Annotated in this window: 20 protein-coding genes; 5 read left to right on the top strand and 15 right to left on the bottom strand. The window is 32.1% G+C overall.

What is annotated here, in order from left to right; all coding sequences use genetic code 11:
* Positions 1–765 precede the first annotated feature (765 nt).
* From AAFU52_RS00700 to AAFU52_RS00690, 3 genes are all read right to left on the bottom strand, one after another.
* Positions 766–1,428 (bottom strand): hypothetical protein, encoded by a 663-nt coding sequence (locus tag AAFU52_RS00700; RefSeq protein WP_438424705.1) that lies wholly within the window; start codon positions 1,426–1,428, stop codon positions 766–768.
* A gap of 31 nt (positions 1,429–1,459) precedes the next feature.
* Entirely contained in the window at positions 1,460–2,524 is a 1,065-nt protein-coding gene (locus AAFU52_RS00695; RefSeq protein ID WP_438424701.1) for a hypothetical protein, read from the bottom strand.
* Between the two features lie 687 nt (positions 2,525–3,211).
* Positions 3,212–4,264, bottom strand: a complete 1,053-nt coding sequence (locus AAFU52_RS00690) for a hypothetical protein (RefSeq protein WP_438424699.1) — start codon at positions 4,262–4,264, stop codon at positions 3,212–3,214.
* 103 nt (positions 4,265–4,367) lie between these two features.
* On the opposite strand from AAFU52_RS00690, the gene AAFU52_RS00685 reads away from it, so the two are divergent.
* The 4 genes from AAFU52_RS00685 to rimO all read left to right on the top strand — a co-directional run bounded on the left by AAFU52_RS00685 (position 4,368) and on the right by rimO (position 9,941).
* On the top strand, positions 4,368–4,886 hold the full coding sequence (locus AAFU52_RS00685) for an RNA polymerase sigma factor (protein ID WP_438424698.1): 519 nt from the start codon (positions 4,368–4,370) through the stop codon (positions 4,884–4,886).
* Between the two features lie 64 nt (positions 4,887–4,950).
* Positions 4,951–5,868 (top strand): FecR family protein, encoded by a 918-nt coding sequence (locus tag AAFU52_RS00680; RefSeq protein WP_438424696.1) that lies wholly within the window; start codon positions 4,951–4,953, stop codon positions 5,866–5,868.
* 46 nt (positions 5,869–5,914) lie between these two features.
* Positions 5,915–8,377, top strand: a complete 2,463-nt coding sequence (locus AAFU52_RS00675; RefSeq protein WP_438424694.1) for a TonB-dependent receptor — start codon at positions 5,915–5,917, stop codon at positions 8,375–8,377.
* A 262-nt stretch (positions 8,378–8,639) separates the two neighbouring features.
* On the top strand, positions 8,640–9,941 hold the full coding sequence (gene rimO, locus AAFU52_RS00670) for a 30S ribosomal protein S12 methylthiotransferase RimO (RefSeq protein ID WP_024771290.1): 1,302 nt from the start codon (positions 8,640–8,642) through the stop codon (positions 9,939–9,941).
* Here the strand turns inward: rimO and AAFU52_RS00665 are convergent.
* Positions 9,938–10,447: a hypothetical protein gene (locus AAFU52_RS00665; protein WP_438424691.1), complete on the bottom strand. Its 510-nt coding sequence runs from the start codon at positions 10,445–10,447 to the stop codon at positions 9,938–9,940. The two genes, rimO and AAFU52_RS00665, sit on opposite strands and share 4 nt — an antisense overlap.
* Positions 10,448–10,977: 530 nt before the next feature.
* On the opposite strand from AAFU52_RS00665, the gene AAFU52_RS00660 reads away from it, so the two are divergent.
* Entirely contained in the window at positions 10,978–11,829 is an 852-nt protein-coding gene (locus AAFU52_RS00660) for a M57 family metalloprotease (RefSeq protein WP_438424689.1), read from the top strand.
* Positions 11,830–11,998: 169 nt separating this feature from the next.
* Here AAFU52_RS00660 and AAFU52_RS00655 read toward each other — a convergent pair.
* The 11 genes from AAFU52_RS00655 to AAFU52_RS00605 all read right to left on the bottom strand — a co-directional run bounded on the left by AAFU52_RS00655 (position 11,999) and on the right by AAFU52_RS00605 (position 25,041).
* Positions 11,999–13,233 (bottom strand): IS3 family transposase gene (locus tag AAFU52_RS00655; protein WP_438422755.1). Its coding sequence is split into 2 segments (ribosomal slippage): positions 11,999–12,897 and positions 12,897–13,233, totalling 1,236 coding nucleotides; the frame shifts between segments, so codons are not numbered across the junction.
* A 166-nt stretch (positions 13,234–13,399) separates the two neighbouring features.
* Positions 13,400–13,588 (bottom strand): hypothetical protein, encoded by a 189-nt coding sequence (locus AAFU52_RS00650; RefSeq protein WP_024771287.1) that lies wholly within the window; start codon positions 13,586–13,588, stop codon positions 13,400–13,402.
* Positions 13,589–14,063: 475 nt separating this feature from the next.
* On the bottom strand, positions 14,064–14,777 hold the full coding sequence (locus AAFU52_RS00645) for a pirin family protein (protein ID WP_024771286.1): 714 nt from the start codon (positions 14,775–14,777) through the stop codon (positions 14,064–14,066).
* A gap of 18 nt (positions 14,778–14,795) precedes the next feature.
* A complete protein-coding gene (locus tag AAFU52_RS00640) occupies positions 14,796–15,575 on the bottom strand; it encodes a hypothetical protein (RefSeq protein WP_438424686.1) in 780 nt (259 codons plus the stop codon).
* A 349-nt stretch (positions 15,576–15,924) separates the two neighbouring features.
* Positions 15,925–18,792 carry a M16 family metallopeptidase gene (locus tag AAFU52_RS00635; protein ID WP_438424684.1) on the bottom strand — a complete coding sequence of 956 codons (2,868 nt, stop codon included), beginning with the start codon at positions 18,790–18,792 and terminating at the stop codon, positions 15,925–15,927.
* 50 nt (positions 18,793–18,842) lie between these two features.
* The gene (locus AAFU52_RS00630; protein ID WP_024771283.1) at positions 18,843–19,535 is read right to left on the bottom strand and encodes a hypothetical protein; all 693 of its coding nucleotides are present in this window, start codon (positions 19,533–19,535) and stop codon (positions 18,843–18,845) included.
* Between the two features lie 6 nt (positions 19,536–19,541).
* Positions 19,542–20,018 (bottom strand): hypothetical protein, encoded by a 477-nt coding sequence (locus tag AAFU52_RS00625; RefSeq protein WP_438424683.1) that lies wholly within the window; start codon positions 20,016–20,018, stop codon positions 19,542–19,544.
* Between the two features lie 52 nt (positions 20,019–20,070).
* Positions 20,071–20,781, bottom strand: a complete 711-nt coding sequence (locus AAFU52_RS00620; protein WP_024771281.1) for a hypothetical protein — start codon at positions 20,779–20,781, stop codon at positions 20,071–20,073.
* 17 nt (positions 20,782–20,798) lie between these two features.
* Entirely contained in the window at positions 20,799–21,866 is a 1,068-nt protein-coding gene (rsgA, locus tag AAFU52_RS00615; RefSeq protein ID WP_024771280.1) for a ribosome small subunit-dependent GTPase A, read from the bottom strand.
* 42 nt (positions 21,867–21,908) lie between these two features.
* Positions 21,909–22,625 (bottom strand): hypothetical protein, encoded by a 717-nt coding sequence (locus tag AAFU52_RS00610; protein WP_438424678.1) that lies wholly within the window; start codon positions 22,623–22,625, stop codon positions 21,909–21,911.
* A 241-nt stretch (positions 22,626–22,866) separates the two neighbouring features.
* A complete protein-coding gene (locus tag AAFU52_RS00605) occupies positions 22,867–25,041 on the bottom strand; it encodes a M3 family metallopeptidase (protein ID WP_438424676.1) in 2,175 nt (724 codons plus the stop codon).
* Between the last annotated feature and the right edge of the window lie 6 nt (positions 25,042–25,047).

The following is a 25,047-nucleotide window of genomic DNA, read 5'->3' as shown; positions in this document are numbered from 1 at the left end:
AATGTAAATTTCTTCAATCTTTTTGTTTTTTCGAAAAAGTTTAAATCACTTCAACTATTGAAGCCGAAAATTAAATTTTGTAAGTTATTTTGGTACCCCCTGTTTTCAGGGAAATAGACAGTTTGATTAAGATATTACCATATTCAATGTTTTATCTTGAAATTACATGTAGTTCTTAACTCGTATGATACCATAACCGAATATCCTACCCTTATATGGTATATGCTTAAAGGAAAGTTAAAACGATTTATGTTTATTGTTAAGCCTTTTTTTCAACTAGATTGTTGCAACTAGGCTGTGTTTATGAATAGGTTTCAAAAAAAGAAGAAGATACCTTTTAAGTATAGAATTTTATATAATAAAGGAAGAGATTATCTTTTCAGATAACCTCTTCTTCCCAAATAAAAATATAATGATAAACCCCCGAAGTAATAAAAAAAATGATCTTACGTATGAAAAATTAAATCTATTTTCAGAGGTTTATAAAAACTGAATGTGTGTATACACATACCTGTTTTTTTTTGTGTACTTTCAATTAAATGACTGTTACTTTTAAAGATATTAAGAATAATAGAACACAATAGATTATCATAAGGGCTCCATAAATAAGAATTCTGTGTTTTGGAATTATTTTTAATCTAAGCATTTGACAATTGTTATTAAGTTTAATCAGTAAGTTCTTGTGTTTGAAAGTATTTTATTTTAAAGTTTGATTACAAAATAAATTCTAATCAATTTTAATAAAGAGGGTAATTTTTCTGAACTTTATCCTCCAATAGGGTTTTCGATACAAAATTCTAAGTACATTGCCCAACTATTACCAGAAAAATCAGTTCCTTCTCCCCAAGCAGTTTCTTCTCCACATTCACCCATTTCTATAGGGGTTTCTATACCTTCAATAATCTCTAAGCTACCCCCTCCTTCAATAGTAGTTTCAATATTACTACAATCGACTTCTGCATGAGCAGCAAAACAAAAGCAGTCTCCTTCTAATGATGATAAGGGAATAGTATATGTGTATTCTGATATGCCATCTTCATGTTCTTTTTTGTAAGGAAACTTACCTATTTTAGGATTACCACTTCTACTTAGTGGTAATTCTTCACAATTTCCAATATAGAGGTGAGAAGCTTTCATTGTCCAATTATAGTCGATATTGTATGTCACTAATAAATTTGTTCCATCAGAGTCTACAGTAACAGTTCCTGCTTCATGATTTTGCCCTGCAATTAACTTTGTAATAAAAGGAGTTGTTAAGGCACCACCTTCTTGAGACATAGTTAACATTTTTACGTCAACACCAGTTTTGATCTTATAGTTATCGGCTACAAATGACTCAGTTTCGCAACTTGTTACCAATAGTGCAGTAAATGATACAATTGTTAGAGTAAATAGTGAGTTTACAATTGTTTTAAAGAGATTTTTCATAATTTTTTGATTTGTTTATTTATTGAGGCTATTATTGTAATTGTTGAAAGAATAATTCATCTTTACTTATCTCCTGTTCGGTTCTATCATCAAGCATGATACGTTTGTCTTTTATTTTCTTGACATTCCATTTATTGTTCAGTTTATTTAATGGTGCACCATTCCCAAAATCAAGAAAGGTATCTAATCCTCCATCTACTCTTGTAGATACAGACCATGTACCATCAATAGTACTGTTGTCATTTTTATTAGTTATAATGACCGTACCATCTCCTGAAAAATTAAATATATAATCTCGGTAATTATTAGTTTCATTACTTTGATTGTCTTTATACTTCTGTATTCTTAATGTTTGATTAATGATAACTTGAGTAAAGTGTTCTCTGGTAAGATCTCTTTCATCACAATCATCAATAGTGTCTTCAATAACATTTTCGAGATGATCCAGATCAATGATGCTAATTTCGCTACCATCAGAAAGGACTACTGTGATAGGAAAACCTATGTTTACAATATCATTCTCGTTAAGATCTTTAATAAATTTGTGGAGTTCTTTGTCATTTTTAAAGGTTAGAGTTTCTAGTAATTCGTTACTTGAATTAAACACAGAAACTGAGAATGGATATTGAAAATCAATACATTCGATATCTTCGTCTTTATCCCCGTCATTATTATCGCAATTTTTAATCAACTTTTTTAATTGATTTTCGTTTTCGACGATGACTTCAGAAAAATCATTTAATATAATCGTTATAGGAAAAATAATTTCTAATACATCTGTGTCATTATTAAACTCTGTGAAAATATCTTCAATGATTAGAAAATCTTCTACAGAATTAATAATTTCTTCTGATCCATTAGCAATTACAGTAATTGGCAATTTTACTGTAGAGCAAGTTAAATTATCGATTATATTGTCTATCGATCCATCATTCATAGTAACTTTTGATATCAAATTCGCTACTTTAGAATTAGGTCTAATAATTTGGTCTTCGGGTGTTTCTGTAAGTATATCAGATTCGTTTCTACAAGATGAGAAGGTGATCACTATAATGAGAGGCAAAAAAAGTGAAATAAAATTCTTTTGTGTTTTCATAGTTCTATTTAGATAAGCCTTGTAATATAGAAACAACTAACTTTTAAAAATCCCTTTAATTATTTTTGAGTTTTTTACATCTACTAAAAATAGTTGTCATTTTATGCCAGAAAAACTGGGTAAAGATGTTTGCAATGATGGTGTGTTTACTATGATTTATAGAGAGTATTTTTCAAGCATCTATATTATAAATTTGAAGAAACTTTGGGATAAATATAAAGAAGTAACTCCTATAATAAAGTAAAAGGTTATGCGCATACTGATAAAGAGTGGCTAAAAGAATTTACGCTTGTAGCTAAGACCTTTTTTTGAAGATTTATTTGAAACAAGATGCAAAAGAAAGGAAGATGTCGTTTACTTACGAAGAGTAGATAAATAATAAAAAAGAATACCTCCAAAAAGTTAATTTGGAGGTATGTAATGATTTAATTAAATTTCTGATAATTACCCCTGTCAGACGATTTATTAAACCCTTTAGTGTATTCCGGTACAATTATGTTCCCAGTGATAATTATATTAAATTTTTATTCTTAATTGTAAATATTCATTTTGATTATAAAAATGTAAACCAAAAAAATGCAGTATCCAATTATCAAAGCTCCACCGATTAATATTTTATTCTTTGCTACCATAATTTTATAATTTTTATTGCGTATTCAATGCTTTTCTATATTTCCCTTTTACGTATTATTTTTTTTTAAAAAATAACTCGTCTTTGCTAATTCCTCCACTTTTTCTATCATCTAACATTACTCTATTATCCTGTACTTTCTTAACATTCCAATTGTTATTATTAAGTTTATCTAGAGGAGGTTGTGAACCAAAATCTAAGCTGGCATCAAGGCCGCCATCTGCTCGGGTGACTGTAGACCAATTACCGTTAGTAATTTCGTTGGTTACTGTGTTTTCAACAGATACAGATCCGTCATCTGAAAAAGTAAAGATAAAATCCTTGTAATTTTGAGTTTCGTTATTTTGATTATCCTTATACTTTTGAATTTCCCAATGTCCTTTAGTTACGGTATTGGTAAACAAATCGGTAGTTGTATCACCGTTGTCACAATTCTCAACTGTATCTTCTATAGCTTCTTCTAAATTATCCACATCGACTATTGTAGTTTCAGTATTGTCAGGAAAAACAACAACGATAGGGAAGTTTATACTCGCAATATCTTCTTCTTTTAAATTTTTCAAGAATCCGAACAACTCCTTATCATTAATAAAGGTAATTGTTTGTATGAGTTCACTTTGAGAATCAAAAACTGAAATAGAAAATGGATATTTAAAATCTACACATTCGATATTTTCATTATTAGTTGTGCAATTACTATTTATGGTTTCCAATTCGGTTTGATTTCCAACACTGGTTTCTGTATAATCATTAAAAATAACAGTAATGGGAAAAATAATTTCTAATGTATCAGTGTCATTATTAAACTCCGCGAAAATATCTTCAATGATTTGAAAATCGTCAACGGAGCTAATAATTTCTTCTGATCCATTAGCAATTACAGTAACTGGCAATTTTACTGTAAAACAAGTCGAATTATCAATTATATTATCAATAGATCCATCATTCATAGTCACTTTAAGCATCAAATTAGCCGTTTTCGAGGTAGGTTTAATCGACTGATTTTCAGAATCTTCTATGAGTGTGTCAGATTCACTTCTACATGATGAGAACATGACTAATATAATCAGGGGCAAAAAAAGTAAAACAAAATTTCCTTGTGTTTTCATGTTTTTATTTTAGAAAAGCCTTCTATTATAAAAACAACTATCTTTTAAAAATCCCTTTAATTATTTTGTATTTTTTACATTTACTAAAAATAGTTGTTGTTTTATGCCAGAAAAACTACGTGAAAATGTTTGTGATGATACTGTGTTTTCTGTGATTTATAAAGAATATTCTAATGATTTATTTAAATATCTCTATTATAAGTTCGGTGAAGCTTTAGGCCCAAATGATAAAATGCAAGATGCTTTTATGAAACTTTTAGACAAATGTAAAGATGTCACTCCTGCTAAGGCAAAAAGCTTCTTGTTTACAGTTGCCAATAATATGATGCTTAATGAGATCAAACATCAAAAAGTGGTTTTACGGTATAAGGAGGTCAAGCCAAAAGAATATACCAATGAATCTCCTGAGTTTATTCTTGAGCAGGAACAATTCTTAAAACAATATCAGGAAGCATTAAGCCTTTTGACCGAAGATCAACGTGTTGCTTTTTTGTTAAATAAAGTAGAAGGTAAAAAACAAGCCGAAATAGCTGAGATGCTAGGTACAACACGAAAAGCTATTGAAAATCGAATTTATGTAGCCTACAATAAATTGAAAAACACATTGGATGGATTTAAATAATTTTAAAATAAAATAAAGGGAAAATAAGGTTTATGTTGTTATATATATAAAGGAACACCAAAAAATGGATAAAGAATATCTGATAAAAAAGTGGCTAAACGATGAATTAACAGATCAGGAAAGAGAGGCTTTTGAGAAATTAGAAGACTACAATTCGCATGTCAAAGTTCTTGAAACAGCTAAACAATTCAAAGCTTCTGAAGTTTCAGAGGGTAGTGATTTAGATTCCTTTTACTCAAAATATAGTACTAAGAAACAACCTAAAGTTAAAAGCATAGGTTGGTATAATCCATTGTTTAAAATTGCTGCTACTGTAGCTGTTATATTGGGTATTACATCTCTTTTCTTTTTATCAAAAGATACACTTGTTAATACCTCGATAGGAGAAAAAACGACAATTATACTTCCTGATGCTTCTGAGGTAATCCTGAATTCAAAATCTTCAATACAGTATAACAAGAATAAATGGAATAAAACGCGTACGGTTAGTCTTGAAGGAGAGGCTCTTTTTAAAGTTTCTAAAGGAAATAGATTTGATGTGGTGACACCTTCGGGAACTATCACTGTACTCGGGACACAATTTAATGTAAAAAGCCGTAAAGATTATTTTGAAGTTACCTGCCTTGAAGGGTTAGTGAGTTTGACACGTAATGAAAAATTCATCAGGAATATACCAGCTGGCAGTTCTTTTAAAATCGCTAATGGTACTATAGTTTTTGAAAAGAATTCAGACTCTTTTCCTTCTTGGGTAAGTAATATAAGTAGTTTTAAAAGTGTACCTTTTGAAGAGGTAATAAGGGAGTTTGAAAGGCAATATGATGTGACTTTCTCTATTGATAATATTGATGCTCAACGAGTTTTTACAGGTGGTTTCGTACATAATAATTTACAAGATGGTTTAAAATCTATAACTTTACCTTTAGATTTAAATTATACAATTGATACGTCTAATCATATTACATTTCAAAAACTTAAAGAGTAGTATAAAGAATACTAGTTTTATTGTAGTATTGTTTTTCATATTTTGTATGAGTGCTTTTGGTCAGGATAAAACCGAAAAACAACTTCTCACTACGATAATTTATGATTTAGAATATCGCTTTCTATTTCAATTCACTTATGCAAATGATAGTGTTGAAGGTATAACTGTTGCACTTCCGAAAAAAAACCTAACATTTGAACAAACTCTTGATTACCTTGAAAAAGAAACGAATCTCGTTTTTACTATTCTTGCTAACAATTTTGTTTCAATTAATAAACGTAACAAAGTATTGGTAATCTGTGGTGAAATTAAAACCAGTACAGGCGATCCTATACAAAATGCTACAATCCAAGGCAAAAATAAATCGACAATTAGTACTGATCAAGGATACTTTGAACTAGAACTTAGACCAGAGGAAAAAAGTATAACAATAGATCACCTGGGATATCAAACCCTGACTCTTTATGTAACTTCTTTTCAAAGGGATAGTTGTTTAACCATTTATCCAAAATTGAAGACTATTGATTTACAAGAAATTATTCTAAATAATTATATTACAAAAGGAGTAAGTAAAACCAGTGGTGGAGGTTTTAAAATTGACTATTCCAATTTTGGGACCCTTCCGGGACTTATTGAAACAGATGTATTGCAAACCATACAGGCTTTACCAGGAATTCAAAGTGCAGATGAAACTGTTTCAAATATAAATATAAGAGGAGGAACACATGATCAAAACCTGATCATATGGGATGGTATAAAAATGTATCAGTCAGGTCATTTTTTTGGATTGATATCTGTTTTTAATCCAAATATAACTTCAACAGCTACTTTGATAAAAAATGGTGCTCATACAGAATATACAGATGGAGTTTCTGGCACAATCATAATGAATTCTGATACAGAGGTCAATACCGACTTCTCGGCTAGTGTAGGGGTAAATATGATTAATATTGATGCTTTTGCTGATATTCCGATTGGTAAAAAATCTTCCCTACAGCTTTCTGCCAGAAAATCAATTAGCGAATTTTTGAAAACACCAACATATTCACGTTATTTTGATAGGATATCACAGGATAGTGAATTAGATAACAATAATGAAGAAGCATCAAATTCTGATATTGAGTTTGACTTTTATGATGCTAATCTACGATGGAACTATGAGCTTTCTGGTACCGATAAAATTAGAGTTAACTTTTTGGTGATAAACAATGACTTAATCTTTACAGAAAATACAGTTATAAATTCAGAGCCTATTTCCCGCCAAAGCAATATTACACAGAGTAGTATTGCAGGAGGTTTGTGGTATGAAAGAAACTGGAACGAGAACTTTACTTCTTCCTTACAGTTATATGAAACAGACTATAGATTAAAATCTACAAATGCAAACCTTCAACAAGGGCAAAGGTTTTTACAAAAAAATAAAGTCTCAGAAACGGGAGCTAAACTCAATACGTTTTATAACATAAATAAAAATATTACACTTCAAAGTGGTTATCAATTTATCGAGACCGGAATCACTAATCTAAATGATGTAGATACTCCGGTTTTTATAGAACAACAGGTTAGAGTGATCCGTACTCATGGATTATTTTCTCAGGCAAATTATAAAACAAAAAATAAAACTACATTTTTTAGTCTTGGTATCCGATATAATTATAATGATAAGTTTAACACTCATTTTATCGAGCCCAGGGTAAGTTATAATCAACGGTTAGGTAAATATTTTAATCTTGAAGTGCTAGGTGAATTTAAACATCAAAATACCTCTCAGGTTATCAATTTTCAGAATGATTTTTTGGGTATAGAGAAGCGAAGGTGGATTCTGGCCAATGAAGAGGATATACCTGTAATCAAAAGTAAACAAGCTTCACTGGGATTACAGTATAATCAAAAAGGCTGGTTGATAACAGCAGAAGGGTATCACAAAATTGTAGAAGGGATTACAGCAAGAAGTCAGGGGTTTCAAAATCAGTATGAATTTGTGAGGTCTGTTGGAGATTATAGAGTTAGCGGATTAGAGTTTTTGATTAATAAAAGATTTACCAGTATCAGTACATGGTTAAGTTATTCATATGTTAATAATGAGTATACTTTTCAAACTTTTGAAGAAAGAGAGTTCCCAAATAATATAGATATTGCTCATTCTGTAACATGGGGAGCGACTTATTCTTTTAAAGGATTCAAGGTTTCTGCTGGCCTTAATTGGAATTCAGGACTGCCAACGACACGACCACTATTTTCAGAGCCTGTGGTTGGAGAGGAAATTAATTATGATAAAGCTAATAGTGATACCTTACAAGAATATTTTCGATTAGATTTTTCTGCTATTTATGATTTTAATTTAAGTAAAACTATTAAAGCTCATACAGGGGTGTCTGTTTGGAATGTAACCGATAACGATAATATTGTTACTAATTACTATTTCTTAAATCAGGAAAAAACTCCTCAGGAAAAGATTAAAACTACATTAGGAGTAACTCCTAATGTAGTTTTTCGGGTTTCTTTTTAAAACCAAATTAGTTAATAAGTGAATTATTCTTTTTCTCTTAATTTATGACAAAGGGGGTGTACAACAAATTTCCCTTTTATATCTTTTGGGCGTGACCCAAGGGTCGGGCTATTCGTTTTTACTCCTCGTACTTCCTTCAGTCAGACTGTGGGGTAACCACTACTACCTCTCACGCAAAAAACAATAATATCAGTTATACTTTGAATTTATATCGTATACTTTGGTTAATCCTTGTATCTTTGCACACCTTTATCCGGAAGATATGAGAACAAAGACATTAAAGAAGAACAAAATCAATGTAGTTACACTTGGGTGTAGTAAAAATGTATATGATAGTGAAGTGTTGATGGGACAACTGCGTGCCAATAATAAAGAGGTTGTTCATGAAGAGGAAGGAAATATTGTTGTCATTAATACATGTGGTTTTATTGCTAATGCCAAAGAAGAATCTGTAAATACTATTTTAGAGTATGTGCAGAAAAAAGAAGAAGGAGCAGTCGATAAAATTTTTGTTACTGGTTGTTTGTCAGAACGGTATAAGCCAGATTTGGAGGAAGAAATTCCTGATGTAGATCAATACTTTGGTACTACAGAGCTCCCCGGATTATTAAAGGCTTTAGGAGCCGATTATAAACACGAATTGATTGGAGAACGATTAACTACAACTCCAAAAAATTATGCATACCTTAAAATTGCAGAGGGATGTGACCGTCCTTGCTCTTTTTGTGCAATACCTTTGATGAGAGGTACTCATAAATCTACTCCCATAGAAGAATTGGTAATAGAGGCAGAAAAGTTAGCTGCGGATGGAGTAAAGGAATTAGTTCTGATTGCACAGGATTTAACCTATTACGGGCTAGACCTATATAAAGAAAGAAAATTAGCAGATTTACTAAGAGCATTGGTAAAAGTTGATGGTATAGAATGGATACGTTTACATTATGCATTTCCGACAGGGTTTCCTATGGAAGTACTTAAAGTAATGAAAGAAGAACCAAAAGTGTGCAATTATATCGACATACCTTTACAGCATATATCTGATCCGATACTAAAATCAATGCGACGAGGAACTACCAAAGCAAAAACAACAAAACTTCTTGAAGAATTTAGAGAAGCTGTTCCCGAAATGACTATTCGTACCACACTTATCGTGGGATATCCGGGAGAAACGCAGGAAGATTTTGAAACATTGAGAGAATGGGTAAAAGAAATGCGTTTTGAACGTATGGGATGCTTTACATATTCACATGAAGAAAATACTCATGCTTTTAATCTAGAAGATGATGTGCCAGAAGAAATAAAGATGGAAAGAGCAAATGAGATTATGGAGATCCAATCACAAATCTCATGGGAGCTAAATCAACAAAAAATCGGACAAGAATTTAAAGTAGTTGTAGATCGCAAAGAAGGAAATTACTTTGTAGGCCGTACCGAGTTTGACTCTCCAGATGTAGATAATGAAGTGCTTATAGATGCATCTAAGTATTACCTTAAAACAGGTGACTTTACAACAGTAAAAATAAATGAAGCAGAGGATTTTGATTTATATGGAGAGGTGATTTAATTTTCTTTTACAGGTTTATAATCACCATCAAATACAGTTATCCAATTTTTTCCTTTATCAGTGCTTTGATACCAGGTTTGTCTTATTGTAGTATCCTTATTTTTTTGCCACTTGATTTTATTTAATACTACTCCCTTTTTTGTAGTCACTTCATTTTGTAATACCATTTTACCATCTTCAAGATTGCCAATAATGTGCAAGGTAAGCCCACTGTTATCTACCCAAAATTGCTCCCATTGATCAGTTCTGGGATTGTATTTATTTAGACTTGTACCATGATATTTTGATGTTGTAGAACGGTAGGTTTCTTTAATAACTTTATTGTCTACAATCGATTCTATTGTACTCTTTCCTACAATAGAATCTGTATTATGTTTATATACATTCCATTCTCCGACCCAAAAATTAAATTCTTTGTATTTATGATCTATTGTTTCTTGAGCAATAATCTGAGAGCATCCTAGCCCAATAAAAAGAAAAAAAAGGATTCTATTTAATGTTTTCATTTTTTAGGAATTGTTTTTTAAAGATACTGTTTGTTTTTTTTATAAAAAGAGGCTATTTAAAAAGTATATAAATGACCTTTTTAGTTTCCCCGATTTTTCTTCTTATTGTTTAATAAGAGTATAGTTTTTTCATTTTTGTTAAATATTTAAAATATCGAGGTTTGATTATTTTTTTAGATCTAAATCCTATGATGTGTAAGAAAAAACTTTCGTTTTCTTTAGCATCTTTATTAGTCTTTTGCCTTAAGACTTTATTCACTTGTTAATTGGGTGTGTGAATTGTGTATTTGATCGATTTTATTGTTATTCTAAAATTAGATTTTTAGTGATTTTTTTAGAAGAATCATATAATTTTGGTGTATTTGTAATAAATAGTTAAAAATATTGGCTTAATCTTTTATAAAAATAACATATCTTCAAACCGCAAAAAATTAGAAAAGTTCAAAGCTTTCTATATAATTGTATTTAGAAATAGAGTTTTTAAACTCTGTTTTTAGTTTTAATAACTACACAAACTCAATTTAATTAGAATGAAAAAAATCAAATTATTAGCGCTTTGCGCTATCGTTGCAGGATTTACAACATCTTGCGAAAAAAAAGAAGTTTCTAGTGAAACACAAGAAGAAGCTGTTAAAGAACAGCTTTCAAAAGCTCATATCCAAGGACTTTTGGATGCTGGGGTTAATCCTAATGGAGCTGAGTATACAACGCTAAAGCGCCCTGATGGATCAACAATAAAAGCAATTAAGTCTCATGATATTGCTATTGCACTTGATAACTTAGCAGAACAGGCTTTAGAAAAAATGGATAATGGTACTAAGCAATATAGAACTAGAAATCTTGTAAGCCAAGGACGTACAATTAATGTTATTGGTTATACAGGAAGTGGTCGTGCATTGACTAGTAAAATGCGTACTGGCTTACAGTGGGCTGTAAATAATTACAATGCAGTTAGTACCTCTTTAACTTTTAGACTAACTTTTTCGGCTAGCACAAATGGCGATATTGTAGTTCAAAATTTTGGTGGATCGAGCGCAGGAGGTCAGGCAGAATTTCCTAGTAGAGGTCGACCAGGAAAATTCATTGAAATATATGGTGGTATAGACAATTATAGTGCTAATGTTGTAGAGCATTTAATGACTCATGAGATGGGCCATGCAGTTGGTTTAAGACATACTAACTACGCTCGAAGAAATTGCAGAGATTCTAACAACGAAGGACAAGGTAGTGTTGGAGCTATTCATGTTCCTGGTACACCAACAGCCAATCAAACTGGTCAACAAGGTTTAGATACTGATTCTGTTATGATTGCCTGTTTTAGTGGTAATGAAGATGGAGAATTTAGTAATTATGATAGAATAGCTTTAAGGTACATGTATTAAGAATAAAGTATTGAAAGCTTTGAACTTTTTGTAAAAACCATCCTGTTAACTAAGGATGGTTTTTTTATTCGTTTATCCACGATCACAGGAAAATATTACTTTTTAAGAAAAAGAAATCTAAGAAAACTTTCTGAGTCGTCCTAAAATAGGTTGACAGTTTTTTAATAATTTAATTCAAACCATTGAATCTAGCTTCAATGGTTTTTTTGTTGTGTATAAAGTTAGGAGTTTTATAATTAAGACTGAAGTGCGGTCTTTTGTTATTATAGGTGTAAATTGATTCTTTGATGAGTTGCTTTAGTTCTCTACCATTTTCACAAGTATATATTAAAAATTCTCCTTTTAGCGTACCATTAATTCTTTCTGCCAAAGCATTCTGATAACAATCATATCCATCGGTCATTGATGGTATTATATTGTTGAGTTGTAATTCTTTTTGATAAACTATCGAACAATATTGTAATCCTCTATCAGAATGATGGATAAGCTGTTTATTAGTTACTCTATTTTTAGTTGCCATTTTGATTGCCTTTACAACATTTTCTGCACTCATATCATCACTGAGTTGATATCCCATAATCTTTCGGCTATAGGCGTCTGTAACTAGAGATAAATAATGAGTACGTTCTCTGCTTTTGATATAAGTAATATCACTAACAAAAAATTCTTCTGGCCTTGAAGCTTTACTGTCTTTCATCAAATTAGGGTGTTTTCTAAGCCAGTGCTTAGAGTTTGTGGTTTTTGTATAATTTTTCTTTGGTCGTATCAACAGGTGTTCAGATCTTAAGTAATTAAAAAGTGCATCTCTACCCATTTTTATACCTAATTTGGATATCTCTACTTTCAGTAAATAATATAGCTTACGAGTGCCTAATCTTGGCATCTCCATTCTTATAGATCGAACTAATTCTCCTATTTGAACAAGTTCTTCTGCTCTTTTAGCTTTACGTTTTTCTAATTGATAGACAGCTTGTCTTGTGATCCCAAACAATCGACAACAACGCGATAAGCTTAATCGATGGTCTTGTCTGATTCGGTGGATGGTTTGGGAGAAAACTTTTTTCTGATAGAAGTGCCATACTGTTGATCAGAGATATCAATCATAGTGTTAAGAATCTTATTTCTCAACTTCTCATCCGATAATTCTCGCTCTAAACGTTTGATCTTTTGGGCTGGAGTCTCTTTAGATTTTGGCATGTGATAACGAATTGGCTTGCTCCAGTCTAAGGTACCATGTTTTCGTAACCAAACCAAAACAGTACTTCTTCCCTGGATACCATAAGCCTTCTGGGCTTGTTTATAGGTCATCTCGCCTTTTTCTACTTGGGATACCACTCCCAATTTAAAACCTAAATTGTAATCGCGTTGAGTACGCTTCTTGTTAGTGTTTCCTGAATCTTTCATAAATAAGTCAATTTTGTGTCAACTTATTTCAGGACGGGACATTCAAAACAAAAAAGACTGCCTTTACAGACAGTCTCTTTTAAAATAGATTCTTTTGTTTTTTGGCTAACTCTATACTCGTATAAAGAGAAACTATTTTTTGACCAAGGAGCTTTATCTCCTTAGTTTAGTTATTTAAACCACCGTCAACTTCAATGTAATTATCAATGATTTTTCCTGGCTCAATTGCAGGATTAATTTCTGGGTTAACTTCAGGTCCGTTTTCTGGAGTGAATGCATTTTCATCAAATGACTCTGCTTCACATGAAAATAAGATAATAACAACTGCAAGTAGAAATGGTAATTTTTTGATCATCGTTTTAAATTTTATTTTGGGTTAAAATTTTTATTTATTTAAATCGGCGGCAAATGTATCTAAAAAAATGACACGAAATATTAAAATTTCACTAACGAATTATTTGATAATCAGAAGTTTTAAAAAGAATGGATTATGAAGTTTTCAATCAGAATAAGGAAGGAATTCTTAATTATACAATGCTCTGTAGAAACAAGAATGATTTTATCAATTTTTGAATCATTTTATTGAAAATTTGCTAACACTGAAGTTACTCTAATAAGATCAATAGTTAACAATTTGATAACATTGGGGGTCTTTTTTAGTTATTTATTATTGAATAATTATTAATAACCTATTTTTGTTGATTATTATGTATTGTTAAGTGCAAAGAACATATGTCTTGTTAAACGTTAGGACTAAAAAAAACTGATTTGATAATATGTAATGCGTTTTTCATTTAAAAATGAAATTTCTATATATGGTATAATCAAAATCAACTAGTCATTGGTACTTCCATTAGTAATATTTTTGAGTCATTATCGGCTTTAATTTTAATACGATCTGTTTCCCATATACCAAGTCCATCCCTTTTATGTAGGTTTTGATTTTCTATAGTAACATCACCATCTAGTATAAATACGTATACTCCATTTTTTGAATCTTTTAGAGTATAGTTTTGGATATTTCCCATTTCTAATTCACCTATATGAAACCAGGCATTCTGATGTATCCATACTCCCGAATCATCTGTGTTGGGGGAGAGAATCTGATATAATTGATTTTGTAGATTTTTGGTATGCAAAGTAATTTGATCATATCTGGGCTCGACATCTCTTTGATTAGGAACAACCCAAATCTGTAAAAATTTTACTTCTTGATCAGTATTTCTATTATGCTCGCTATGAAATACCCCTGTACCTGCACTCATAACTTGTATGTCACCTTGTTTAATAACCGTTGTGTTTCCCATACTATCTTTATGCTCCAGATCGCCTTCTAAAGGAATAGATATAATTTCCATATTATCATGTGGATGTTTTCTAAAGCCCATACCTGGTGCGACTATATCATCATTAAGCACACGTAATACCCCAAAATTCATTCTCTTTGGATCATAATAATTTGCAAAACTAAAAGAGTGGTGAGAACTTAACCATCCATGCTCTGCTTTTCCCCGGGTATTTGATTTGTGTATAATTGTTTTCATAGTCAATGATATGAATAATTAATTTTCTTTTGGCAAACCTAATACATATAAAATTTCACTTGGTTTCCCTTTTTTTACTTCAATTTCCCAATCAAAATTATTGCTATTATTCAATTCAGAGATCATTTGTTTCAACTCAGGAATTGTATACGTTCTCAATACAGAGATTACACCATCCCAAAGTATAAACAGTGGTAATATCGGGATGAGATAGGTAAATAATAACCGACCCAGTTTAAAAGGTCTTATAAAAGGAGTCATTAATATAACAGTAATAGGTGATAAGAGCATAGGGATCATGCTTTTGATATTTCTTTGTTGTGGTTCAAAAACTCCAATGGGCTGATTGGTGTCTACAGCATTTTGAAAAATGGCTTTTGCATTTTCTGGCTTAAAATGATGTAGAGATATAAATTGAGTCCTAAACCCTTTTAATTCTGAAGGAACATTCATTGCATCTACAGGGTAGTCAATAAAATCGAATATACCCGGCATCTTTGATTTAGTTCCCTTAAAAGCATCCAGATTTGGATAATAGTCAGATAGAGTGATTTTTAAAGTTGGGTTATTCTTTTTTAGGTGCTCTGCAAGTTTAATTAAACCGCCACCACCGCCAGAAGCAATATCAATTATTTGGTTATTTCCTACACTTTTGATTCCTCTATCAAGAATAGGAATAATACTTTTATAGATATCGAATGTATTTGATCCAAATTGTAAAAAATCGGTCATATAGTTTCTTAAGTTTTCAGGAAACCAATGTAAATCCTCAAATTCAAATACATGTATCCGTTTCATTTCGGTATAAAAATTATAGAAATAATGCTACAATAGTGTTCTTGCTAAAGTCTTTTTAGAAACTTCTATTTTCTTAAATTAAAAATACAAAATCATTTAGTTAATTAGATGTATTTCTCTGATGGATACTGATAAAATTTAGTTAATTATGTTTCCAAGGTCTTTGGATGTATATTAAAAAAACGTTTTACAAACAGTGTCTTCTTAACCGTTATACGGTAAGGGGTTATGGATTGATTGCAGCAGGTAAATATAGATTTTTACTATTTATATCAATACAACACAGGCCTATTCTGATATAAGTTCAGAATAGGCCTGTGTTTACTGTTTTAAGAAATAAATAGAATCTTTAATCCTTAACTGCTGTATTTTCTTCATTCAATAAAACGGGAGTACCAAAACCTAACTGTTCTAGTTTTTTGAGTTGTGTTTTTGCATCACCTACCACAAGGTAAATCATTTTGTTAGGGTCTAGATATGTGCCAGTTAGTTTTTTAATCTGATCTATGGTCATATTATTTACAATTGCCTCTCGTTGTGTAACATAATCTTTTGGATATTGAAACGTACTCATATTAGTTAACATATTCAATTTAGAATTAAAGGTTTCAAAAGCTCTTGCATTACTTTTTATTAAAGAACTTTTTGTGATATCTAAATCATCTTGAGTATAATTTTTTCCGTAATTATTCAGAATTTCTTTAACCAAATCAGCCGATTCATAGGTGACATTAGATCTTACACCGCTAGATATTGTAAACATTCCTGGGATAGTACTTCCCGAAAACCCAGAGCGTATACCATAGGTGTATCCTTTGCCTTCTCGTAATTGTTGCGTGAGTTGTGATGCAAAACCACCACCGCCCAGGCGATAATTCATAATCTGTACTGGATAATAATCTGGATCTGTTGCTGCTAATGCAGGATACCCAAATCGCAATTGAGATTGTTTAGCATCGGGTACATCATAAAAGTATACTTTGGACTGCTGTGGAGCTTTAGGTGCATTTAAAGCAGGGAATTTAACCTCTTTGTGTTGCCATTTGGTATTTAGGCTTGCTAGAGATGTTTTTGTCATAGCTTTTGTGATATCACCTACCACATGCATTTTGGTTACATTTGGAGCTATATTAGTGCTATAATATTGTTTAAGATCTTCTATTGTAATAGAAGGTACAGAGGTTTCTGTACCTAAATTATTATGAGAAAGAATATGATCTTTTCCATAGCTTAGTTTAGCATATTCATTACTGGCAATACTTCTAGGGCTTGCTTTTTCTTGTTGAATCTGGCTAATAACACTTTGCTTGATTAACTCAAACTCTTTAAGATCCCATCTTGGCTGAAGAATCATTTCTTCTACCAAAGCCATAATTTTACTATAGTTTCTGGATAAAGTACTTCCACTTATTATAATACTTTCGTCTCTTGCCGAAATATTAATAAATGCACCCAGGCTTTCTATTGCATTTTCTAATTCTTCTGTAGTTTTGTTTTGGGTGCCTTTAGTCATGAGTTGTGCCAATAAGTTTGATACACCTACTTTATCAGATTTTTCTAATAATAAACCTCCTCTTATGTTTATCCTAAATTGTACCAGAGGAATTTCATCATTTTGTATTCCGTATACTTCTATTCCTGACGAAAACTGATCTTGCCATACTTGTGGTACGGTGACCTCTGGAGTATCTCCATATGGCGGTTCTGTAGATCGATCAAAACTAGATGGGGTTTTCTTATAATCTACCACTATACTGGCATCAAAATTTTCTTCTGCTCCTGCTACAATTTTTTCCTCAACTACCTCTGCAAGTTTAGAATCTTTTAAAGCCAAATTACTTTGTCCGATAGGAACAAAGCTTGTGGCAACATAATGTTTTCCTTTGATATATTGATTATATACTCTATTTACATCATCAATGGTTACTGCAAGGATATTTTTTACATCCTGGTTAATAAAACCGGGATCTCCTGCAAAAATTTCATATTGTGCTAGCTGAAAGCCTTTACCCAATACACTGGATAAACCATTGTAAAATGCAGTTTCCTGACTTGATTTAATACGATCAAGGTCTTCTTGCGAGATTCCTTCGGTCTCAAATTTTGTAAAAGCTTCAGAAACGGCACTATCAATAGTACTTAGATTTGTTTTTTCAAATCCACGAATAATCAAATGATATTGGCCTGTTAATTCTGATCCAAAGTTAAACATGGTAATTTCGGGAGTAAGCTGCTTGTCTTCTACCAATACTTTATTGAAAGGAGCTTTTTTTCCTTCAGATAAATATGTAGAAAGTACTTCTAAAGCATATGAATCCGAATGATATACTGGTACGGTTGGCCAAGTCATCGTTAATTGCGGAAGACGTGCAAAATTATCTTCATAATATAATTTTTTAGTCTCGGTCAAAACCACGGGACGTTTTTCTAATGCAGGAATGTCTTCTCCACGTTTAATTTCATCAAAATATTTATGCACCCATGTTTTGGCTTGATCCGGATCAAAATCTCCTGCTATAGTAAGTGTAACATTATTAGGGACATACCAATGATTATAGAAATCTTTTACATCTTGTAGCGTAGCGTTTTGTAAATCTTCTAATGATCCAATTACCTGCCAGCTATATGGGTGATCTGCAGGATACATGTTTTTATCGATTACATAATTAACATGTCCATAAGGGCGATTATCTACACTCTGGCGCTTTTCATTTTTAACCACTTGTTTTTCTTTGGCGAGAACGGGATCAGTAACGGTATTGATAAAAAAGCCTAATTTATCAGCTTCTGCCCAGATCATTTTTTCAAGTGCATCTTTAGGTACAGTTTGGTAATAGTTTGTGCGATCCTGACTTGTAGAACCATTTGCTCCGGATCCACCAATACGAGCACTCATTTTATCTAATCCACCTTTCCCTAAATTCTCTGATTCGAGAAAAAGCAAATGTTCGAATAGATGAGCAAAACCAGTTCTTCCTTCTTTCTCACGGGCAGAACCTACGTGCGCGGTTAAGGCAACAGCAACAACTGGGTCTGATCGATCGATATGGAATACCACTTGTAATCCATTATCGAGGGTGAATTTCTCAAAGTCGACTTTAAATTCTTTATTCTCAACAATTTCGGTAGATGACTCTTCTGTTACTGTATTCTTTTTACAGGAAACCAAGACTCCTGATATTATTAGAATAAATACTAAAAATTTAATTGTTTTCATGATTGATAAAGTATTGATGAGTATGAAATTTTTGTATATAGCATTAGTTATTATTCGTTTCCTATAATTTTATATATAGTAAGATCACTAATTTGAGTAATTGATATTAGGTCCTCTTCGATTTTTGTTACAACGGGTTTCAGTTCTTTTAATTCTTCTTTTTCATGATCATATTCTAATGTTTTCTTAACCTTTGTTTTTGTTAAGAAATTAATACTGGTGTTTCCAGCCCCATCGTGAGTAGCATTCCCGTAGTTGTTTAATTCTGAGCCAATAAGCATATAGTCATTGTATTTTTTTTCGAATCTAAATTTTATTTCATAGTCATGCCTCATAGATTGATGACTAATACTTAGTATATGGGTTGTTATTTTAAGTGATGGATTTTCATTATAAATAAAAGCAGAAGTTAAGTTTCCGCTTAGTGCTTTTTGTTTATATGTATCATTTTCTGATCCTTCGTATATAGCAATTCTAACCTCTTCGGGATCAGTATCCTCTATATTGGTGTTTGAATTTACAATTATGGCCACAAAATCCTGATAACCATCCTGATTCAAATCTCCAAACGCTATCTTCTTTTCATTTTGAACTACAGCGATTTCAAAACCTTCAGCAATAAAATTAGTAAAGTCTTTTATACTACTCTCTTCTTTAACATCTTCTTTTTCAAGAACCTGTTTCTTTTCACTATTGCAAGAGAAGAGTATCATTATTATGAATAGAGATTTGATTTTTTTCATTTTATACTACTCCTTTTTTGGTGGTAATTCTACTTCTCCGTTAGGATGGATACGACATAGTACCTTATTAAACTGATCTATTAGGTTTAGGACAAATACCACAGGACCTTCTTTAGGTATTTTTTGAAATTCATCACTCTTAGCAATATCGGTAAGACCTTGTAAGACTCCATGGCAAGCATTATGAAAGCATTTTTCTTTATACTCGTGATCATCTTCACGATAATAATCGCCTTCTTCATTTAACGGGAAAAATGCTTCTAAATCTAATACTCCGCAATCACTAAAGGCTTCTCCTTCAGATCCACCACCATATCCCATAAAGCCTAAATCCGGAGGTGTTGTGATCTCTCCCTGAGCAGCAAATACAATTTTAGAAACCGGATGTAAAGGGTCATACCCGGTATGATTAGAATCAGCAAAATAGGTAAAGCTTTCTAGAAGATCTGTTGTTATCTGTTTGATTATAGTGTCTTGATTCATGTTTTTATTTTTATTACTTGACGAGATTTAGGATGTTTTTTGTATCAACTAATTATTTTTTATCGACTTTTAATTCATTTAGTATGATGAGTTTTTGCCATATTTTTCTACTTAGTCCTGTAGTTAGTATTTCGATTTCGTTTACCGCCCTTACTACTTTCTCGTCGGGTAGACTTTGAGAATATAGGGCTGCAACTTTACCAACTAATGCTGTGGCTTCAGAGCAATAGTCAAGATATCGCTGAAGCTGAAAGTTAGTAAAGGTTCGTTTAGGAGAGTTTTCTGTAGCAGATTCTGGTACATCAGTGACATTTGGATCTTTTGTTAATTGATGCATATCAATAACATGAGCAATTACCCTGAGTTCATTAAGAGATTTCAGTGCTCGTTTCATTTTTAGTCTAGATTCTAATGAAAAAAGGAAAAAAATTGCAGCACCTAATAGTATGATATCATTAAAAATAGCTTCAGAAATAGTAACCACATTAGCAAGGGTAGTATTTTCAATTTGTAAATCAATATAGGTGATACTGTAGATCAGACCTCCTAAACCGATTAGTATGATCATATGAGAAAATACACGAAGTAAAATATTTGGAGAAGAGATCCAATCAATATTTTGCTTGCTTTTTTGAGCAGTATGCAAGAATTGAAAGCAAACCTCTCTAAGTCCCGAATCAGGAAATCGATCCGAAACTCGTTTTTCGAGTAGATCGATGGTTTTAATGATTTTTTCTGGTTCCAGTTTTATACTGTTATTCATATATTGACTACATTTTATTAGTATTTATCATTCCTCCTCTGCTTTTGAACACTTCTAATCATTTTTCCTAAGTCTTTATCTTTCTTTTTTCTCTCTTTGATATCTGATTCAAAATGCATTTTTTCTTTTTCCATTTTTCGAAAATTAGAATATGAGTCTTTATCAATTTCTCCGTTTTCAACAGCTTCCAGTATAGCGCAACCTTCCTCATGCACATGTGTGCAATCTTTAAATCTGCAATTGTCAGCATATTCAATAATGGTTTCGAATGTAGTTTCTAATCCACTTGTTGTGTCAGCAATCCCGACTTCTCGCATCCCGGGATTATCGATCAAAATACCACCATTTTCCAATACAATTAACTCTCGATGACTTGTTATATGTTTTCCTTTGTTTACACTCGAACTTATTTCTCCTGTTTTCATTTGTAGCTTACCTGCAAGGTTGTTAAGAAGAGTGGATTTTCCGACTCCGGAAGATCCAAGTAGACAGTATGTTTTTCCTTTTTGGATAATTTGATTTAGATGATCATACCCTTTGACTGTTTGGTTGCTAACTGTAAGTATTGTAATGTCTTTGATTCGTTGCTTTATCTGGTTTATGATATTCTGCAAATCGGTTTCATTTAGCAAATCAATTTTGCTTAAAATAATAATGGGTTCAACTTTAGAGGCATTACAGATTGTTAAATACCTTTCTAATCTATTAATATTAAAATCACGGTTAACGGCTTGGACAATTAGACCATAATCAATGTTTGTTGCGATTATTTGTACTTTTCCTGATGCTCCAACGGCTTGTCTTTCTATGATAGAGTTTCGAGGATAAATAGCATGAATTAGAGCTTTACCTTCATCATACTCTGAAAAGGCAACCCAATCTCCAACAGCAGGAAAGTCATATCTGCTTTCTGCTGTATATCTTAAATTACCAATGAGTTCTGCATCAAATTCATGTATAGGAGTCTTAATAACATATCTTTCTTTATGCTCAGATAGTATTCTGCCTACTTCAAAAGAATCTAAATTTTGTTTGATTCTAAACTGCTCTAAAGTATTGGTATATCCTAAATCTTGAATTGTCATTCTGTGTTTTTGTTTTTTTAGAGTTTGGTTACATTATATTCTCTAAAATTTCTTTTTAATTGGTGGTACTGGAGCAGGAGCGGGAGTAGGAAAGAAAGTTGGATCAAATCTATCCAACACTTCTATTCTTGACGTGTTTATGTCTATTTTTAAACGATACTGCTCAAAGAGTTCATTAAAGTGATTAGAGTCAATAAGGTCATGATCTATCCTTCTTATTGCCATTTCATATACATTTTCATTATGCGCTGTTATTACTATTAGATAATTTCTAATTAGTTCTACTATCCCTTGGGAAGCAAAATTCTTAATTTCTTCTACATCATTGGTCACTAGGATATCATTTATTTTTTTCACAATACCATCATGATCTTTTAGAAGTGTATGGTATGAATAAGAATCGTTCATCCCATAAAGACTCATCACGAGATCTTCGGGTTTTACTTTATTACCTACCACAAACTCGATACCTCCATCTGGTGTTCTTACGACAGAAGGGTCTTCCCAGTCTATAGTAATTGTTTCTATTCCCCAATTAAATTCATCTTCTTTATAAACTCCGGGGTTCACAAAAAATGTAATTTCATTCTTAGTATAATAACCCTTATCATTAAGCATTCTTTTTTTGAGGTGAATTCTTGTTAAATCATCAACCGGAAATCCATTGTTTTCTAGTTTTTTGGCAACTTTTACAATAAGCTTTTGTTCTAAACTCGTAAACTTGGCAATGGCAGGCTTAAGTCCTCTAACTATATCCATTGATGATGATTTTTGATATTTTTTACCATTAAAAAAAAGTACAAGAACACAAAATACAAATGCTGATTTATATATGTATTTCATAAAAGCTTCATATTAGTTCTTTTATCACAACTACATCTATTCTATACTTCGTATAGTTTAATTTTTATAATGAAGTATAACTCTCTTCTATATAAAAATACACATATACCCTCTGTTATAATGGCATATGTGCATTTTAATTACATGTTATTTTTAGTTACGACTTAGGAACCGGGAATCCTCTGTCTTTCATTAATGCTTCAATCTTAGCATCACGTCCTCTAAATTTGCGATATGCTTCTGCAGGATCCATAGCGTTGCGTGGTGCAAAAAGGTATTTTACCAGTTTAGCAGCAACTTCTTTATCATAAAATCCTCCTGGAGCTTCAGCAAATGCTTCTGCTGCATCAGAGGTAAGTACATCTGCCCACATATATCCATAATATGCAGTGGCATATCCTTCTCCAGAAAAGACATGTCCAAAATGTGGTGTGCGATGACGCATCACTAATTCTTTTGGCATACGTAATTCTGTTAGTGTTTCTTTTTCAAATTTATCTACATCGATATTGGTTGGGTCTGCTAAATGAAATTTCATATCCATTAGGGCAGAGGCCAGGTATTCTGTTGTAGCAAACCCTTGATTAAAGGTAGCTGCTTTTTTAATTTTATCAACCAGTGTTTTTGGAATAGCTTCTCCGGTTTTATAATGTACAAGATAATTATCAATTACTTTATCGGTAGATAACCAACGTTCTAACAATTGAGATTGAAATTCTGTATAATCACGTACACCTCCATTAAGAGTTGGATATTTCACTTCTGAGGAGAAGAAATGCAAAGCGTGGCCAAATTCATGGAAAAAAGTAGTAGCATCATCCCATGATACTAAAACGGCTTCTCCCGGAGCCGGTTTTACAAAATTAGAGTTATTAGATCCCAGTACATTCTTTTTACCATCAAAAGTAGTATGACTTCTATAGGTAGTTGCCCATGCTCCAGATCGCTTACCAGGTCTGGCAAACGGATCTAGATACCATAATCCAATATGCTCTCCAGAAGTTTTGTCATTTACTTCCCATACTTTTACATCTTCATGAAAAACAGGAACTTTACCATCTTCGATAGGAGTGAATTTAAAATTAAATAATTCACCAGCAACAAAGAACATAGCTTCTCTTAACTTATCTAATTGTAAGTATTGTTTTACTTCATCAGAATCCAGGTCATATTTTTTCTTTCTTACTTTTTCTGCATAGTAGCGATAATCCCATGGTTCGATTGTTATCTTATCCCCATTTGCATCTGCTACGGCCTGCATATCAACTACTTCTTCTTTTACCCTTGCTATAGCAGCTGGCCAAACAGCATTCATAAGTTTCATAGCATTGTCAGGATTCTTAGCCATACGGTTTTGTAGCCTCCAGTCTGCATAATTATCGTGTCCTAATAAACCAACACGTTCTTTTCTTAGTTTTAGTATTTTGGCGATATTTTCATTATTGTCCTTAGCATCACCATTGTCTCCTCTAGAATAGTAGGTTCTCCATACTTTTTCACGTATAGCACGCTCATCAGAATAGGTAAGAAAAGGATCCATAGAAGACCTTGTATTGGTCACCGCATATTTACCATCCTGATCTCTATCGGTTGCCGCTTTTGCATATGCTTTAATCAAAGGCTCTGATAAACCGCTTAATTGATCTTTGGTTAGATAGGTAACATATCCTTCTTCATCTTCTAAAACATTATTAGAAAAGTTGGTATATAGTTCTGATAATTCTTTGTTGATTGCTGCATAGCGTTTCTTCTTTTCTTCATCCAGCTCTGCTCCATTCATGGCGAATGACTTATAGGTAAGATCCACCACACGTTGTTGATCTGCTTCTAATGGTGTTTTTTGAGCATTATCATAAACCATTTTGATTCGCTTAAACAGCTTTTCGTTTTGTGATATTTTAGAACTAAATTCTGATAGCTTAGGAGCCATTTCTTTTTGAACGTCTCTAAATTCTGGAGAAGACATATTACTACTTAGGATACCGTAATATGTAAAAACTCTATCGAGTTCTGCTCCGGATCTCTCCATTGCAACTATGGTATTTTCAAAAGTAGGAGCCTCAGAGTTATTTGCAATCTCATCAATTTCTTTAAGATTAAGCTCCATTCCTTTTTCAAGGGCTGGTTTTATATCAGCGACATTCATTTTGTCGAATGCAGGAGTACCCCCATATGGACCAGTCCATTTGGTTAGTAAGACATTTGCTGTCTCTTTAGGTTCTGATTCTGTTGTAGTTTCCACAGTTTCTTTCTTTTGGTTACAACTGGCTAAAAGCACAATAGCCGATAAAGCTACGGTCTTAAAAGTTGTAGAGAGTTGTGAGTTAATCATGATTAT

Source organism: Aquimarina macrocephali (genome assembly GCF_051627225.1).
In the GTDB taxonomy this organism is placed as follows: Bacteria; Bacteroidota; Bacteroidia; order Flavobacteriales; family Flavobacteriaceae; genus Aquimarina; species Aquimarina macrocephali.
This window is presented reverse-complemented; position numbering and strand designations above follow the sequence as displayed.